The following is a 15,997-nucleotide window of genomic DNA, read 5'->3' as shown; positions in this document are numbered from 1 at the left end:
CCTCACACCTCGAAGGGCTGTACGACGACGAAGTTGCCGGGGGCGCCGCGGAACTGGAGGTTCACGGCCTCGGTGGTCTGCCGGGCGTACCCGGAGCGGCGCAGCCTGAGCGAGGTCGTGGTGACCGCCTGCGCACCGGCGGACCAGGCGATGACGGCGTTGCCGTCGACGTAGGTGGCCGCGCCGACGGGCAGCACGACCGGCACGCCCCGTGTCTTGACGACGACCGCTCCCGTGCCGGAGAAGAGCATGCTGAAGAAGCCTCCGCCGGGCAGTCCCGCGCCCTCGATGCGGCGCACCTCGGTCTCCAGGGACTCGTCGAAGGCGAGCACGCCCTGGGCGCTGGTGTAGAGCTGCTCGCCCTGGAGGCGGATGACGAAGACCCTGCTGGCCTCGTCGGCGAGGAACACCTCGCCGTTGCCGGTGCAGCGCATCAGTGACATGCCCTGGCCGGTGAGGGCCCCGGTGAGCTTGCCGAGCAGGCCCGAGCCCTTGTGGGCGAAGTCGATGTCGCCCTGGTAGGCGACCATGCTGCCCTGCTTGGCGAGGATGGGGGCGTCCTTGGTGAGGGTGGCCCGCACCAGGTTCTGGTTCTGTTCCGTCCAGCGGTCGCCGACGGGGGCTTCCGCGTACTTGGTCAGGACGACCCGGACGTTGGCCTCGGGCGGCACGGGGGCGAGCTGGGTGCCGCCGCCGAAGGGCTGGGCCTGGCCGGGGATGGCTCCGGGAGCACCGGGAGGCGCGAACTGTCCGGCCACAGCGCCCGGGGGCGTGAACTGGCCGGCGGGTGCGCCGGGGGGCGCGTACTGGCCCGGCGGAGGTGCGCCGGGCGGCGTGAACGTCTGACCCGGCGGGGTGTACTGACCCGGAGGGGTGAACGTCTGCGGACTCGTCGGCGCGGCGGGCGCGGGCGGGGCGGTCCCGGCGACCGTCGGAGCGGCGTGGACGGACGGGGCGGGCGTGGGCGCCGCGGGGGCCTGCGGTGCGCCGAACGAAGGCGCCGGTGCGGGCGCGGGCGGCGCGGCGGCCTGCGGCGGCGGGGCGAAGGCCGGGGCCTGGGACTGGGCCGGGACCACGGGCTGCGAGGGCGCGGACGCGGGCTCCTCCTCGGCGACCTCGCCGCCGAAGTTCTTCAGCAGTGCGTCCAGACCGCCGTCGAAGCCCTGGCCGACCGCGGCGAACCGCCAGACTTCCTTCAGATACAGGTCGCCCAGCATCACGGCGCGCTCGGTGGAGAACTCGCTGCCGTCGAACGGGTACCGGGCCACCTCCTCGCCACCGGCGACGATGCGGAGGTAGCCGGGGGCGATCTGCGACATCTGGCCGGCGCCGTCCATCGTCGCCGTGAACGACAGCTTCTGGATCTGCGACGGAATCCGATCGAGTGTGACCCGGAACGACTCCGTGTCGCCCGACTGCGCGCCCAGGAGCTGGATGGAGTCCTCAGGGGACTTCGGCTGGTTGAAGAAGATGAAATACCGGTCGTCCGAGAGCCGTTCGTCGGCATCGAGGCCGAAGCAGCTGATGTCGAAGGTCAGTCCGGGGCCCGAGATCTGTACTCCCACGTACAGGTCCGTGCCCGCGGTCAGGTCACTGATCTTGGCCTTGTGGCCGCGTTGGAATTCCCTGGCCATGCGTAACGACCGTCCCCCATCCCGAAAGCAAGTGCGTCGCGACAGGCTAACGGCAAACTCCGACACCGGCTCAGGTCGGTACAGATCCGGTACAAAAACCCGTTCGAGTCGTCGGTCAGACGCCCGGAAGATGCGGCAACCGGTCCGCGGCGACCACACCCTCGAGATAGCCCTTGGCCCGCTCGGTGCGCGGATATGCCTCCAGCAGCCGCCAGAAGCGGGGCCCGTGCCCCGGCACGAGCAGATGCGCGAGCTCATGGAGCAGGACGTAGTCGACGACGTATTCCGGCATGCCCTGGAGCCGGTGCGAGAGCCGGATGCTGCCCTCGGCCGGGGTGCACGAGCCCCAGCGGGTGTTCTGGTTGGTGACCCAGCGGACCGAGGTGGGCCGCGCCCGGCCGTCGAAGTACTGGGCCGAAAGACGCTGGGCGCGCTCGGAGAGTTCGGTGTCGCCGAGGACCCGCTTGCTCTCCTGGGCGGCCAGCTTGTCGAGCATGACGCTCACCCAGCGCTGCTCCTCCGCCTCGGACATCCGGGCAGGGATGAGCACGACGGTGCGATCGCCCTCGCGGTACGCGGAGACCGTCCGGCGACGACGGCTGCTCCTGCGCACCTCGATCGCGCTCGCCCCCGAGCCGCTCGGCGGCTGGCTCGTCGTGCTGCGCTGTGGCATTCCGGCGCTGTGCAGTGGGTCGGCGGGCACGCCCTGACGTTACCCTCTGCACACGGGGGAAGTCCCGACTCCGGGACGGTTCGGTTCCGATCGCCCACCATGCGTCTGATTTGTACGACGAATGGCCCCCACCTGTGGACAACTTTCGGCACCTGCCCCCCGGGTCCGGGCATGCTGGCATCGCCGCCGCAGCCGCGACCGACCGTGGTCCGGGCTCCGTCGGCGGACGGGGACGTTCTACGAGGGCTACGGGGGCCTGTCATGCAAGCAGTGGTTCCGCTCGAGCACACGATGGTTCCGCAAATGAAACCGGCGCTGCGGCGCGGCTGGCGCGATCTCAACACCGTGCAGTTCGGGATGACCCCGGCGCACGCGCTGACGCTGGGCCCCGTCGACACGGCGACGGGCAGCTTCCTCGACCTGCTCAACGGCACGCGCGGTCTCGCGCTGCTGCGGGAGGAGGGCCGCCGTATGGATCTGCCCGACGGCCATGTCGACATGCTGGTGGGACGGCTGGCGCGGGCCGGACTCGTCGACGACGCCCGGGGCGGCGGGCCGGCCGGGGACGCGCTGCGGGGGAAGAAGGAGGTCCTCGACCGGCTGGCACCCGACCTGGCCTCCCTCTCGCTGACCACGTCGGAGCCGGGTGACGCGATGCGACTCCTGGCCGCCCGCCGCTCACTGCGCGTACAGGTCAGAGGGGCCGGCCGGGTGGGCGTGGCGCTGGCCGCACTGCTCTCGGGAGCGGGCGTCGGAGAGGTCGACGTGCGGGACGGCGGCCGGGTCGAGCCGGGGGACGTCGCCCCGGGCGGGCTCCCCGCCGCCTCCGTCGGCGACCGCAGGGACACCGCCGCACGCCGGGCCGTGTCCGCGGCGGCCCCCGGACGCCCGCCGCGCAACGGCTCCCGGGCCTCGGCGACGGCGGACGACCCGGGGTTCTCCCTGGTCGTCCTCGCCCCGCGGGACGACGTCGAGGTCCACGCGCCCGCCCCGGCCACCGGCGAACCCCTCGTCCGGTCCGGCACACCGCATCTGTACTCCGGTGTGGTCGAGGCCACAGGAGTGGTCGGTCCTCTCGTCCTGCCGGGCGAGACGGGCTGCGCGGGCTGTCTGCACGAGGCGCGGACCGACCGCGACCAGGCCTGGCCCCGGCTGGTGGCGCAGTGGCGCTCGGGCAGCAGACGACTGTCGGTGCGCCCCTGTGACCTGGCACTGGCCACGACGGTCGCCGGTCTCGCGGCCGCTCACGCGCTCGCCTTCCTGGACGGCCGCCTCCCGTCGAGCGCGGGCGCCCGCTGGGAGGTCTCACTGCCCGGTATGACCTGGCACGCCCGGCCGGTCCCGCCGCATCCCGGCTGTCCGTGCGGGGCCGCGGAGAAAGGTAAGGGAGAACACACCTCCAAGGAGGAGGCTGCGCACGAGACAATGATGGAACAACGGTCGTCGGAGGAGTTGTGCCGTAAGGCAACCGCGCCACGGCCGGCTGGGACCTGGAGGGCGCATGTCTGATCTTCCCCGGAAGGCGGTCACCCGAACCGCCAAGCTCGCCGCGCTCCCGCTCGGCTTCGCCGGGCGGGCCACCTGGGGACTCGGCAAGCGGATCGTGGGCGAGTCCGCGGAGATCGTCGGCCGCGAGCTGCAACAGCGCACCGCGGACCAGTTGTTCAAGGTGCTCGGAGAGCTCAAGGGCGGGGCCATGAAGTTCGGCCAGGCCCTGTCCGTCTTCGAGTCGGCGCTCCCCGAGGAGGTGGCCGGCCCCTACCGCGCGGCCCTGACGAAGCTCCAGGAGGCGGCGCCTCCGATGCCGACCCGCACCGTGCACGCGGTGCTCGAGGAGCGGCTGGGCGAGGGCTGGCGGGAGCTGTTCGCCGAGTTCGACGACAAGCCCTCCGCGGCGGCGTCGATCGGTCAGGTGCACCGGGCCGTATGGCGTGACGGACGCGAGGTGGCGGTCAAGGTCCAGTACCCGGGGGCCGGCGAGGCCCTGCTGTCCGACCTGACCCAACTGGGCCGCTTCGCCCGCCTGTTGGGGCCCCTGGTTCCCGGCATCGACATCAAGCCGCTCATCGCCGAGCTGCGCGACCGGGTCTCGGAGGAGCTCGACTACGGCCTGGAGGCGCAGGCCCAGCAAGCCCATGCCGAGGAGTTCGCGGACGATCCGGACGTCGTGGTTCCGGCCGTGGTCCACCAGAGCGACCAAGTCCTGATCACGGAGTGGATCGAGGGTGTCCCGCTGTCGGAGGTGATCTCGGACGGCACTCAGGAGCAGCGCGACCGCGCCGGGCAGCTCCTGGCCCGGTTCCTCTTCTCCGGCCCCGCCCGCACCGGCCTGCTGCACGCCGACCCGCACCCGGGCAACTTCCGGCTCCTGCCCGGCGGCCCGGACGGCGAGGAGGACTGGCGCCTGGGCGTCCTGGACTTCGGCACGGTCGACCGGCTCCAGGGCGGTCTGCCGGACACCATCGGCACCTGCCTGCGCATGACGCTGGACGGTGAGGCGGAGGCGGTCTACGAACTCCTCCGCGTCGAGGGCTTCGTCAAGGAGTCCATAGAGCTGGATCCCGACGCGGTCCTCGACTACCTCCTGCCGATCATCGAACCGGCCGAGGTCGACGAGTTCACCTTCACCCGCGGCTGGATGCGCAGTCAGGCCGCCCGGATCGCCGACCCCCGCTCCCCCGCCCACCAACTGGGCAAGCAGCTCAACCTCCCCCCGGCATACCTGCTGATACACCGGGTCACCCTGAGCACCATCGGTGTCCTGTGCCAGTTGGGCGCGACGGTGCGGTTGCGCGAGGAACTGGAGGAGTGGCTGCCGGGGTTCGTGCCGGAGGAGGAAGAGGACGAGCAGGAGTCGGCCGCGGAGGCGTGAGCCGGGCCCGGCTGCGCACAACGCACCGCGGGGGCCGGTCCGTTGGACGGACCGGCCCCCGCGGGGAACTACCGGGTCGGGTTACCGCACCGGGTCGCGTTACTGCATGACGGCCATGGCCAGCGCTCGGCGAGCACGCAGGGAGGCGCGCTCGGCCCGGCGCTGCATCCGGCGGGCGGTCGCCAGGCGGATCGCCCGGCGTTCCTGCTCGGCCTCCTGCAGCCGGTCGTGCATATGCGCACGAGCCAGGGCTTCTGGGATGAGTTGCATCTCTCGGGTCCTGTTCTGACGCGAGTCGTTCGCGTCGGTGGTGGTGAAGTCTGGGGTCGCGGAGCCTGCGGGCTCGCTGGTGGACGGCTTCATCGGGGCCTGCTTCGTGGGGTCGTTCGTGAGGGGGCGGTCGATCGTTCCTGCGATGTTCATGCCGAGACCGGGTTCTTGCGCGGGCGGCCACGCGGCCGCTTCCGGGCGACGACGACACCCTGGACGAACAGCTCTCCACCCCAGACGCCCCAGGGCTCACGCCGCTCCTTGGCGCCGGCGAGGCAGGCCTCCATCAGCGGGCAGGTGCGGCAGAGGGACTTGGCGTACTCGACGTCGGCCGGCGACTCGGCGAAGAAGACCTCCGGGTCGTAGGAACGGCAGGGGACGGGTACGCCGAGGTTCTCGATGGCGTCGTCGAGCGCGGTGAGCGCAGTGAGCGGGATCAAGGTGGAGTCCTCCGTGAGGCCGGGCGGGGGGATCGTTTCGGAAGGCGGTACGGACGGGGCGTGCGCTTCGAGTTGCACGGTTCGTCTTCCTCGTCTGTTCGGTCCGGCCCTGTAGGACCGGTGGTCGCTTGGTACCGGGTTCTTTTCTTGTCCCGAGGCCCCTTCGCTCCGCTCTCCCCGTTCGGGGAAAACAGAAGGGCCGCGGATCCCGGATGGGGTTCCGCGGCCCTGAAGGCGCCGGCCTGATCGGCGATCAGGCTGGATCACTCCAGGGTTCTGGCCCACGGAAGGCCCACATCAGGTGGTGCTGCGTCGTCTGCTTCCGGAATCCGGCACCGGCCGCCGCAAAGGCATAGGCATGCGCCTGTGCCACTACTGCTTCCAGTGCCTTGGTCGGTCGCTCATTGCGCTCACGGACGGGAAGGACCGCGAGGGACACGGAGGACGCCGGACGCACGGCAGGAATGCCGGACAGACCGGTGCCCAGGTTCGAAACGCCGAGCATGCACATGGAGACGACCGAGCGATCGGTCAGTTTGGCGGTGCTGATGGCCTGGCTGCTGTTGATGCTGATCACTTCAATCGCCTCCTCTCGGCGTCTCGGGGGACGGCGGTGCGAGCCGCTGTCCTACGGATATGCAAGTAGAGCACGGAATCGGGGCCTCCGAGAAGGCCTCCGTCCCCGTGGCTAAGAACCTATGGGGATTGCTGGGGCATGCGCAAACTATTTTTTCGACGAGTTGAAATCAGCTCTCGCTTTCTTCCTCCGCAAGCTCCCGGCCTGCGCAGATGGTCAGCACATCGGCTCCGTAGCGGTTGAGCTTGCGCAGGCCGACGCCCGGGATCCGCGCCAGCTCGTGCTCGTCGTCGGGCACGGTCTCGGCGATGGCCATCAGCGTCTTGTCCGTGAAGACGCAGAAGGCCGGCTGTCCGCTGCGCTGCGCCTGTACGGCACGCCAGTCGCGCAGCCGCTCGTACAGCCCCTCGTCCATGTCGGAGGGACAGTCCTCGCAACGCATGAGCTTCAGCTCGCCCGCGTCGGTGAGCGTGCGCCCGCACACCCGGCAGCGCGCCGGGGTGCGCTGGGTGCGTCTCGGGGCGGCGCCGACAGCGCTCGTGAAGCCGCGCTCGACGCCTCCGGGGCCACCGCCGACGCTCCGCCCCATGGTGGCGGAGGAGCCGGGGCGCAGCCCGTCGAGGAAGCGGCTCGGGCGGCGGTTGGGGCGGCCGCCGGGCGAGCGGGAGAGCGACCAGGAGACATGGAGGCGCTCGCGGGCGCGGGTGACGCCGACATAGAGGAGCCGGCGTTCCTCCTCGATCTGCTCGTCGGTCTTCGCGTAGGTGATCGGCATCATGCCCTCGGCGACACCGACCAGGAACACGGCGTCCCACTCCAGACCCTTGGCCGAGTGCAGCGAGGCGAGGGTGACGCCCTCGACGGTCGGGGCGTGCTGGGCACCGGCCCGCTCGTCGAGTTCGGCCATGAGGTCGTTCAGGGTGGCGCCGGATCGCGCGGCGGTGAAGTCCTGCGCGAGGTTCACCAGGGCGGCCAGCGACTCCCAGCGCTCCCTGACGGCCCCGGAGCCGGCCGGCGGCGCGGTGGTCCAGCCCTCGCCCGACAGCACGGCACGCACCTGGGAGGGCAGGTCCACGGCGTCGTCCAGCCGCGAGTCGTTGCCGCCGAAGCGGGCCGCACCCCGGAGGTTGACGATGGCCCTGCGCACCTCGGGCCGGTCGAAGAACCGCTCGGCGCCGCGCAGCTGGTAGGGCACACCGGCGTCAGCGAGGGCCTGTTCGTAGGTCTCGGACTGGGAGTTGGTGCGGAACAGGACGGCGATCTCGCTGGCCCTGACGCCCGCGTTCATGAGTTCCCGGATGCGGCGGGCGGCACCCTCGGCCTCGGCGGGCTCGTCGGTGTACTCGGTGTAGACGGGCTCGGGGCCGGGCCGGCGCTGGGAGATCAGTTCCAGCCGGTGGTCGGCGGCGCGGCCGCGGGCCTGGGCGAGCAGGCCGTTGGCGAGATGGACGACCTGGGGGGTGGAGCGGTAGTCGCGGACCAGCTTGACGACGGTGGCGCCGGGGTGGCGGGTGCGGAAGTCGAGCAGATGGTCGGGAGTTGCTCCGGTGAACGAATAGATCGTCTGACTGGCGTCACCGACGACGCACAGGGTGTCGCGCTGTCCGAGCCACAGCTCCAGCAGGCGCTGCTGGAGGGGGCTGACGTCCTGGTACTCGTCGACCACGAAGTGCTGGTACTGGGCACGGACCTGCTCGGCGATGTCGTGCCGGTCCTGGAGGACGGCGACGGTCAGCAGCAGGACGTCCTCGAAGTCGATGACGGCACGGTCGCGTTTGAGGTCCTCGTAGGCGGCGTAGAGCTGGGCGATCTCGGCCGCGGCGCGAGGGGTCTCACGCCCGGCCTTCGCGGCTGCGAGGGCGTAGTCGGACGGCACGGTCTGGGTGACCTTGGACCACTCGATCTCGCCGGTGACGTCCCGCAGCTCGCCCCGGTCGAGGCGGATGCGGCAGGCGGCGGCCGCGTCGGCGACGAGCTGGACCTTGCGGTCGATGAGCCGGGGCATGGAGCCACCGACTGCTTTCGGCCAGAAATACTGGAGCTGCCGCAGGGCCGCCGAGTGGAACGTACGCGCCTGGACACCCGCGGCACCGAGCTGGCGCAGGCGTCCGCGCATCTCCCCGGCGGCACGGTTGGTGAAGGTGACGGCGAGCACGCTGGAGGGCTGGAGGATCCCGGCCCGGACCCCGTAGGCGATGCGGTGGGTGATCGCCCGGGTCTTTCCGGTGCCGGCGCCCGCCAGGACGCACACCGGCCCGTGCAGGGCAGTGGCCACCTCACGCTGCTCGGGGTCCAGCCCTTCGAGCACCGCGTCGGCCGTGTCCGGTGTGTGCGGGAAGAGCGTGGAGTGCGTTGCTGCTGTCACACGGCCATGCTGCCAGGTCGGCGGAGGCGGGTGAGCCAGTTGTCCACAGGCAGGTAGCTGCAGTCGTACTAATGCGGCAGGCGTCACCTGGCCAAGCACCCCGGGGCGGGAATGGCGTCCCGGTCGCATACGTTCCCCGTAGGACGGCCTCGTCCCCGAGCCACCGAAGGAGCGCGCGAGACATGCAGGGCACTGTGACGATGTACAGCACCACCTGGTGCGGTTACTGCCAGCGGCTGAAGAAGCAGCTGGACCGCGAGGGCATCGCGTACACCGAGATCAACATCGAGCAGGACCCCGCGTCCGCGGCCTTCGTGGAGAAGGCGAACGGCGGGAATCAGACAGTCCCGACCGTACTTTTCGCAGACGGTTCGACGCTGACCAACCCGTCGCTGGCGCAGGTGAAGCAGAAGATCAGCGCGTAGGTGCGCGGGCACGGAGGCGGTTCCTGAGGCAGCTCAGGAACCGCCTTCTTGTGGTTTGTCCCACACCGCCGTATAGCGCCACAGCAGTCGGCGCCGGTAACGGCAGCCGGGCAGAAGACGGCGGGCGGCCCGACGGGCCTCGCCCCAGTGCATGGCCGGGTCCTCCATGGGCATACCGGCCGGGGCCCGCTTGCCGCCCTGCTTGCGCCTGAGGAACAGCGAGACGGGCACGCCACAGCCGCTGATCACCCAGTCCAGCCCTGTCTTGTTGTGGGCCATCCCGACGATCACGAGCCGTCCACCGGGGGCCAGCAGCCGGACCAGGCCGGCGACCGCGTCCTCGAAGGGCGCGTGATGCACCACGGCGACCGCGCTGACGAAGTCGTACGTGCCCGCGGGGAGGGCCGTTCCGTCGAGGTAGTCCGCCTCCAGGAACGTGATGTTCCCGGAGGCGGCCGCGCGTGCCTGCCAGATCATCTCCGGTGAGCGGTCGACGCCCGTGACGGACGCGGCCTTGCCGGCCAGCTTGCGGGCGAGCACCCCGTCCCCGCACCCGACGTCCAGGGCCTCCCGGCAGCCGTCAGGGACGGCGTCGAGCACCAGGGGGTGGTAGTGGACGTTGTGGTTCCAGTACGGGTCGGACATGCCCGGCCTCTCAGACGAAACTCCTCGTCGGCAGCGGCTTGCCGTACCAGAGCTCGATCAGACGGGCCGCGATCGAGATGCCGTACGGCGGCAGGACCTCGCCGGACTCGAAGGCGGCCTGGAGGTCGTCGCGGGAGAACCAGCGGGCCTCGTGGATCTCGTCGCCGTCGACGTTGATGTCGGTGGAGGTGGCGCGGGCCATGAAGCCGAGCATGAGGCTGGAGGGGAACGGCCAGGGCTGGCTGGCGACGTACTCGACCGGGCCGACGGTGATGCCGGCCTCCTCGAAGACCTCGCGGCGCACCGACTGCTCGATGGATTCGCCCGGTTCGACGAAGCCGGCCAGCGTCGAGAAGCGGCCCTCCGGCCAGTGCACCTGGCGGCCCAGCAGGATGCGGTCCTCGTCGTCCGTGACAGCCATGATCACGGCCGGGTCGGTGCGCGGGTAGTGCTCGGCGCCGCAGGCCTGGCAGCGGCGGACGTGGCCGGCCGCGGCGATGACGGTGCGCTCGCCGCAGCGGGAGCAGAAGCGGTGGGTGCGCTGCCAGTTCTCCAGGCCGACCGCGTGCACCATCAGGCCCGCCTCGCGCGCGGACAGCAGCAGTCCGGCCTCCCGCAGACCGGCGGGGCGCGCGGACTGGTCGATGCGGCCCGGCAGGGCGTCCTTCTGGAGGGCGAAATAGCGGACGCCGTCCTCGTCGATGCCGAGGAAGTAGCGGTGCGCCTCGGTGAGCGGGGCCTCGAAGGACGGGGTCATGACGAGTTCGGTACGGCCGTCCGGCGTCTCGTCGATGAGGACCTGACCTCCGGAGACCACGAAGCAGCGGGTCGTGGGGTGGCTCCACGCCGCCGCGAGCCATGCCTCGTCGAGCCGGTGGTGCGCGGCGCGGTCGATGCCGCTGGAGGCGGTGAGCGAGACAGGACGGTCGGCGGTGTGGTCGGTCCAGGTGGTCACGGGTGCTTCCAACTCCCCCGGTGCAGCGGATTGTTTCGGCGGGCGGTTCGGTGGACGGAGGGCGACCGGGCCCGGCGGGCTTCGCGGTGCGGGGCGGCCCTTTCAGTGTGCCCCGCGCGCTGCCGGTCCGGGCGGCGCGGGACGGTCAGGGCGCATGGCTCCAGTGCTCGGCGAGATCACCCCACAGGTACGCGGAGGTCTCGACGCCCTTGAGCAGCAGATCGAGCTCGACCTTCTCGTTGGGCGCGTGCCAGCCGTCGGAGGGCACGGAGATGCCGAGGAACAGCACGGGTGCGCCGAGGACTTCCTGGAGGTCGGCGGCCGGGCCCGAGCCGCCCTCGCGGGTGAAACGGACCGGCCGGTCGAAGGCGCGGCCCATGGCCCGTACGACGGACGTGAGGGCGGGGTGGTCCAGCGGGGTCAGGCACGGGCGCGTGGCGGCGCCGAACGTGATCTCCTGCCGGATCCCGGCGGGCACCTGTTCGACGGCCCAGGCGCGGACGACCTTCTCGATGTGGCCGGGGTCCTGGCCGGCCACCAGCCGGAAGGAGAGCTTGACCATCGCGGAGGACGGGACGATCGTCTTGCTGCCGGGGCCCTGGTAGCCGCCGCCGATGCCGTTGACCTCGGCGGTGGGGCGGGCCCAGACGCGCTCCAGGGTGGTGTGTCCGGCCTCGCCGTGGGTGGCGTGCGACTTGGCGGTGCGCAGCCACTGCTCCTCGTCGAAGGGCAGTTCGGCGAAGAGCTGCCGCTCACGGTCGGTGAGTTCGGCGATGCCGTCGTAGAAGCCGGGGACCGCCACGCGCGCGTGTTCGTCGTGCAGCGCGGCGACGAGGCGGGCGGCGACCGTGGCCGGGTTGGGGACGGCGCCGCCGAAGGAGCCGGAGTGGATGTCCTGGTCGGGGCCGTACAGGCGGATCTCGCATTCGGCGAGGCCACGCATGCCGGTGCACACGGTGGGGGTGTCCTCGGCCCACATGCCGGTGTCGGAGACGATCACGGCATCGGCGACGAGCCGGGCGGCGTGCTCCTCGACCAGCGCGCGGAAGTGCGGGGAGCCGGACTCCTCCTCGCCCTCGACGAGCAGCTTCAGGTGCACCGCCGGGGCGGTGCGGCCGGTGGCGGCGAGGTGGGCGCGGACACCGAGGGTGTGGAAGAAGACCTGGCCCTTGTCGTCGGCCGCCCCGCGAGCGTAGAGACGGTTGTCGCGGACGACCGGCTCGAAGGGGTCGCTGTCCCAGCCGTCCTCGCGGGCGGCGGGCTGTACGTCGTGGTGGCCGTAGACGAGGACCGTGGGCGCCGCGGGGTCCCCGGCGGGCCAGTCGGCGAAGACGGCGGGCGCGCCCGGGGTCTCCCAGACCTCGACCGTGGGGAAACCGGTCTCCCTGAGCTTGGCGGCGAGCCAGTCGGCGCTGCGGCGTACATCGGGTCCGTGGTCGGGCTGGGCCGAGACGGACGGGATGCGCAGCCATTCGGCGAGGTCGTCGAGGAAGGCGGCGCGGTGCTGCTCGATGTACGGACGGACAGCGCTGACGACACTGTCAACGGGTTGGCTCATGGTCATGAGCCTATCGGCCCGCACCGACATCCTCGGTGGGCGGTTCCTCACAGTTCGCCGGCTCGAAGCCCTCCGATCGCCCTCCCGGTTCCTGCGTGAGCAGCCGCTCCAGGGCGGCCCGGTCCGGCAGGTTCCTGGGGCGTACGACGTCTCCGGTGCGGACGTACAGGAACGTCGCAGTGACCGATTCCACAGGCACGCCCTGCCGCTCGGCCCAGGCCAGCCGGTACACGGCGAGCTGCAGGGGGTCGGCGGTGCGGGTGCGGCCGGTCTTCCAGTCGACGATCTCGTACGTCGTGGTGTCCCCGTCGCTGTGCCGGTAGACGGCGTCGATACGGCCCCGGATCACGCGGCCGGCGATGGCGATCTGGAAGGGCGTCTCGAGGCGGTAGGGGGTGCGGTGGGCGTACTCGGTGCGCTCGAAGGCGTCCTTGAGGGCTTCCAGGTCGCGTTCGTCGGCGATCTCGGCGTCGCTGCCGGGCAGGTCGTCCGGCTCCAGCATGGGCAGGGTCAGGGCTTCGAAGCGGGCCTCGACCCAGGCGTGGAAGCGGGTGCCCTGACGTGCGGCGGGTTGTGGAGGGCGCGGCATGGGGCGCGCGAGTTCCTGCGCGAGCCCGTCGGGGTCGGCGGCCAGGCGGAGCACCTGGGACGCGGTGAGCGACGCGGGCAGAGGTACGTCGGTGACCGCTCGCCGGGTGCGCAGCAGTTCGCCGGTGAGGGCGTCGAGGTCGCGGTCCCAGGAGGCGATGGCTCGGGCTTCCTCCGGGGTGAGGGGTTCCGGTTCCGCGGGGTGGGGGCGTGCCGGTGCGGTGGCGGGCTCCGGGGCGGTGGCCTGGTGCGGGACGGCCGGGCGGTCCGTCGTGAAGGTGTCCCAGTCGTCGGGGACGTCTACCCCGACGACGGTCTCGTCCTCGAAGGGGGACTCCTCGGCGTACGGCGGTTCGTCGTCGTACGGCGCCTCGTCGTCGTCCGGCGGCGGGGGCCAGTCCGGATCGTCGTAGGTGTCCGGGTCGTGTACGGCCGCGGGGTGGGCGTCCGGGTGGGCGGCGAGGTCCTCCAGGTGGTCCAGGACCGTCTGGGCGGCTGCCCGGCGTCGGGCCAGGGCCCTGACGTCCAGGGGGAGGGGCCAGATCTGGTCCTCGGTCCGGCTGTGCAGCGCGGGGTTCTCCTCGTCCTCGGCGGGCTCGTCGGCCCATGCCTCGATCTCGCCGTGGCCGGCCGTGCAGTGGTCGTGCAGGGCCTGGAGGAAGTCGGACGGTCCCCGGGGCTTCTTCTGGGTGGGTCCCCACCAGTGGCCGGAGCCGAGCAGGAGGGAGCGGGGGCGCGTGAAGGTGACGTAGCCGAGGCGGAGTTCCTCGGTGTGCTGGTGGTCCTTCATGGCCTCGTGGAAGGCCTTCATGCCCCGTGCGTCCCAGGAGGTGATGTCGGGGAGGGTGTCTCTGTCTCCGCGCAGCGCGTGCGGCAGCACCTTGCCCTGGGCGGTCCACTTCTCCCGGCCCTGGCTGCTCGGGAACGTCCCGGTGACCAGGCCGGGGACGGCGACGACGTCCCACTCCAGGCCCTTGGACTTGTGCGCGGTGAGCACCTTGATGGTGTTCTCGCCGCCGGGCAGGGCGTTGTCGAGGCCCTTCTCGTACTGGGCGGCGGTGCGCAGGAAACCGAGGAAGGCGAGGAGGCTCGCCTCGTTGTCCCCGGCCGCGAAGGAGGCGGCGATCTCGAGGAAGTTGGACAGGGTCTCGCGGCGGCGGGCGGCCAACGCGTGCGGGGACGCCGAGAGTTCGACCTCCAGGCCGGTGACGGCGAGGACCCGGTGCAGGACGTCCATCAGGGGGTCGGCGAGAGAGCGGCGCAGGTCGCGCAGTTCGGCGGCCAGGCGCGCGAACCGCACGCGCGCGTCCGGTGAGAAGGGCAGCCCGTCGTCGTCCTCGTCGTCGCTGTAGAGGGGTGTCTCCAGGAAGGTCTCCAGGGCGTCGGCGAGCGATATCACCTCGGCCGGGTCGACCCCCTCGACGGCCTCGGCGAGCCGGCGGTCGGGGTCGTCGCCGCCGTCCACACGCGTGTGGGACACCAGACGCCGGGCGCGCCTGCCGAGGAGGGCGAGGTCACGCGGGCCGATCCGCCAGCGCGGGCCGGTCAAGAGGCGGACCAGGGAGGCGTTGGCGCCGGGGTCCTGGAGGACCTCGCAGACGGCGACCAGGTCGGCGACCTCGGGCAGGTGCAGCAGGCCCGAGAGGCCGACCACCTCCACCGGGACGTCCCGCTCGACGAGGGCACCCTGGATCTCGGCGAAGTCGGTCGCCGTGCGGCACAGGACGGCGATCTCGCCGGGCGCCTTTCCGGTCCGTACGAGATGGGCGATCGAGTCGGCGAGCCAGTCCATCTCCTCGGCGTGGGTGGGCAGGAGGGCGCAGCGCACCATGCCGTCGCGTTCGGCGCCGGGGGCCGGGCGGAGGGCCTCCACGCCCGCGTGCATGGCGCGCAGGGGCTCGGCGAGGCCGTTGGCGAGGTCGAGGAGGCGGCCGCCGCTGCGGCGGTTCTCGCTGAGCGCCTGGCGGGTGGCGGGGCGGCCGTCGGGGTGGGCGAAGTGCTCGGGGAAGTCGTCGAGGTTGGCGACGGAGGCGCCCCGCCAGCCGTAGATGGCTTGGCAGGGGTCGCCGACGGCGGTGACCGGGTGGCCGGTGCCGCCGCCGAACAGACCCGCCAGCAGGACGCGCTGGGCGACCGAGGTGTCCTGGTACTCGTCGAGCAGCACCACCCGGAACTCGTCCCGCAGGATGCCGCCCACCTCGGGAATCCCCGCTAGGCGCGCGGACAGGGCGATCTGGTCGCCGAAGTCGAGCAGGTCGCGTTCGCGTTTGGCGGCGCGGTAGTGGACGACCAGGTCGGCGAGTTCGCGGCGGGCGGCGGCCGCCTCGGGGACCTTGCGCAGGGCGTCGTTGGTGAGCTTGGCGCCCTGGAGAGTCAGTAGCAGCTGGGCGTCGTGGGCGCGCACCTGCTCGGGGCGGACCAGGTGCTCGGCGAGTTCGGCGTCGAGGGTGAGGAGGTCGCTGACCAGGTCCGCGAAGGAGCGGGTCAGGGCCGGGTAGGGGCCGGGGGCTTCCCGCAGCACGCGCGCGGCGAGCTGGTAGCGGGTGGCGTCGGCGAGGAGGCGGGAGGTCGGTTCGAGGCCGATGCGCAGGCCGTGGTCGGTCAGCAGGCGGCCCGCGAAGGCGTGGTAGGTGGAGATCACGGGCTCGCCCGGCGGGTTGTCCGGGTCGATGACGTCGGGGTCGGTGACGCCCGCCTTGACGAGTGCCTTGCGGACGCGCTCGGCGAGTTCGCCGGCGGCCTTGTTGGTGAAGGTGAGGCCGAGGACCTGTTCGGGGGCGACCTGGCCGGTGCCGACCAGCCAGACCACGCGGGCCGCCATCACCGTCGTCTTGCCCGAGCCGGCGCCGGCCACGATCACCTGAGGGGCGGGCGGCGCGGTGATGCAGGCCGTCTGCTCCGGGGTGAACGGGATGCCGAGGAGCTCCTTGAGCTGATCGGGATCGGTGATACGGGCGGGCATGTCGCAGAGGCTAGCGGCGCCCACTGACAGCGG

General features: G+C 71.9%; 13 protein-coding genes. 3 read left to right on the top strand and 10 right to left on the bottom strand.

Translation table 11 applies throughout. From position 1 onward, the window contains the following. Positions 1-2 precede the first annotated feature (2 nt). Together ACZ39I_RS13960 and ACZ39I_RS13955 are read right to left on the bottom strand one after the other, a co-directional pair. The gene (locus ACZ39I_RS13960) at positions 3-1,634 is read right to left on the bottom strand and encodes a TerD family protein (protein ID WP_467244696.1); all 1,632 of its coding nucleotides are present in this window, start codon (positions 1,632-1,634) and stop codon (positions 3-5) included. 115 nt (positions 1,635-1,749) lie between these two features. Further along, positions 1,750-2,337 (bottom strand): M48 metallopeptidase family protein, encoded by a 588-nt coding sequence (locus ACZ39I_RS13955; RefSeq protein ID WP_352390277.1) that lies wholly within the window; start codon positions 2,335-2,337, stop codon positions 1,750-1,752. Between the two features lie 261 nt (positions 2,338-2,598). Between ACZ39I_RS13955 and ACZ39I_RS13950 the strand changes: the two genes are divergently transcribed. Together ACZ39I_RS13950 and ACZ39I_RS13945 are read left to right on the top strand one after the other, a co-directional pair. Further along, entirely contained in the window at positions 2,599-3,816 is a 1,218-nt protein-coding gene (locus tag ACZ39I_RS13950; RefSeq protein WP_467244695.1) for a TOMM precursor leader peptide-binding protein, read from the top strand. Next, positions 3,809-5,179, top strand: a complete 1,371-nt coding sequence (locus ACZ39I_RS13945; protein WP_352390279.1) for an ABC1 kinase family protein — start codon at positions 3,809-3,811, stop codon at positions 5,177-5,179. The genes ACZ39I_RS13950 and ACZ39I_RS13945 overlap by 8 nt, the downstream gene beginning before the upstream one ends. A gap of 99 nt (positions 5,180-5,278) precedes the next feature. On the opposite strand, the gene ACZ39I_RS13940 is transcribed toward ACZ39I_RS13945, so the two are convergent. The 4 genes from ACZ39I_RS13940 to ACZ39I_RS13925 form a co-directional block, all read right to left on the bottom strand. Then, entirely contained in the window at positions 5,279-5,602 is a 324-nt protein-coding gene (locus ACZ39I_RS13940) for a hypothetical protein (RefSeq protein WP_467244694.1), read from the bottom strand. Next, the gene (locus ACZ39I_RS13935; protein ID WP_351836836.1) at positions 5,599-5,967 is read right to left on the bottom strand and encodes a WhiB family transcriptional regulator; all 369 of its coding nucleotides are present in this window, start codon (positions 5,965-5,967) and stop codon (positions 5,599-5,601) included. The genes ACZ39I_RS13940 and ACZ39I_RS13935 overlap by 4 nt, the downstream gene beginning before the upstream one ends. Positions 5,968-6,142: 175 nt before the next feature. Further along, a complete protein-coding gene (locus ACZ39I_RS13930) occupies positions 6,143-6,466 on the bottom strand; it encodes a hypothetical protein (RefSeq protein WP_467244693.1) in 324 nt (107 codons plus the stop codon). Between the two features lie 169 nt (positions 6,467-6,635). Continuing rightward, complete coding sequence (locus ACZ39I_RS13925) at positions 6,636-8,960, bottom strand: ATP-dependent DNA helicase UvrD2 (RefSeq protein ID WP_467244692.1); 2,325 nt, start codon at positions 8,958-8,960, stop codon at positions 6,636-6,638. Between the two features lie 53 nt (positions 8,961-9,013). Between ACZ39I_RS13925 and ACZ39I_RS13920 the strand changes: the two genes are divergently transcribed. Continuing rightward, positions 9,014-9,256, top strand: a complete 243-nt coding sequence (locus ACZ39I_RS13920) for a mycoredoxin (RefSeq protein ID WP_037719776.1) — start codon at positions 9,014-9,016, stop codon at positions 9,254-9,256. 33 nt (positions 9,257-9,289) lie between these two features. Here the strand turns inward: ACZ39I_RS13920 and ACZ39I_RS13915 are convergent, their stop codons facing one another. The 4 genes from ACZ39I_RS13915 to ACZ39I_RS13900 all read right to left on the bottom strand — a co-directional run bounded on the left by ACZ39I_RS13915 (position 9,290) and on the right by ACZ39I_RS13900 (position 15,964). Then, positions 9,290-9,901 (bottom strand): class I SAM-dependent methyltransferase, encoded by a 612-nt coding sequence (locus ACZ39I_RS13915; RefSeq protein WP_467244691.1) that lies wholly within the window; start codon positions 9,899-9,901, stop codon positions 9,290-9,292. Positions 9,902-9,911: 10 nt separating this feature from the next. Further along, a complete protein-coding gene (nudC, locus tag ACZ39I_RS13910) occupies positions 9,912-10,856 on the bottom strand; it encodes an NAD(+) diphosphatase (RefSeq protein WP_467244690.1) in 945 nt (314 codons plus the stop codon). Positions 10,857-11,001: 145 nt separating this feature from the next. Further along, complete coding sequence (locus ACZ39I_RS13905) at positions 11,002-12,414, bottom strand: dipeptidase (protein WP_467244689.1); 1,413 nt, start codon at positions 12,412-12,414, stop codon at positions 11,002-11,004. Positions 12,415-12,424: 10 nt separating this feature from the next. After that, positions 12,425-15,964, bottom strand: coding sequence for an ATP-dependent helicase (locus tag ACZ39I_RS13900; RefSeq protein ID WP_467244688.1), 3,540 nt, complete (start codon positions 15,962-15,964; stop codon positions 12,425-12,427). Positions 15,965-15,997 lie beyond the last annotated feature (33 nt).

The sequence above is a fragment of the Streptomyces sp. NPDC024687 genome, from assembly GCF_055559055.1.
This window is presented reverse-complemented; position numbering and strand designations above follow the sequence as displayed.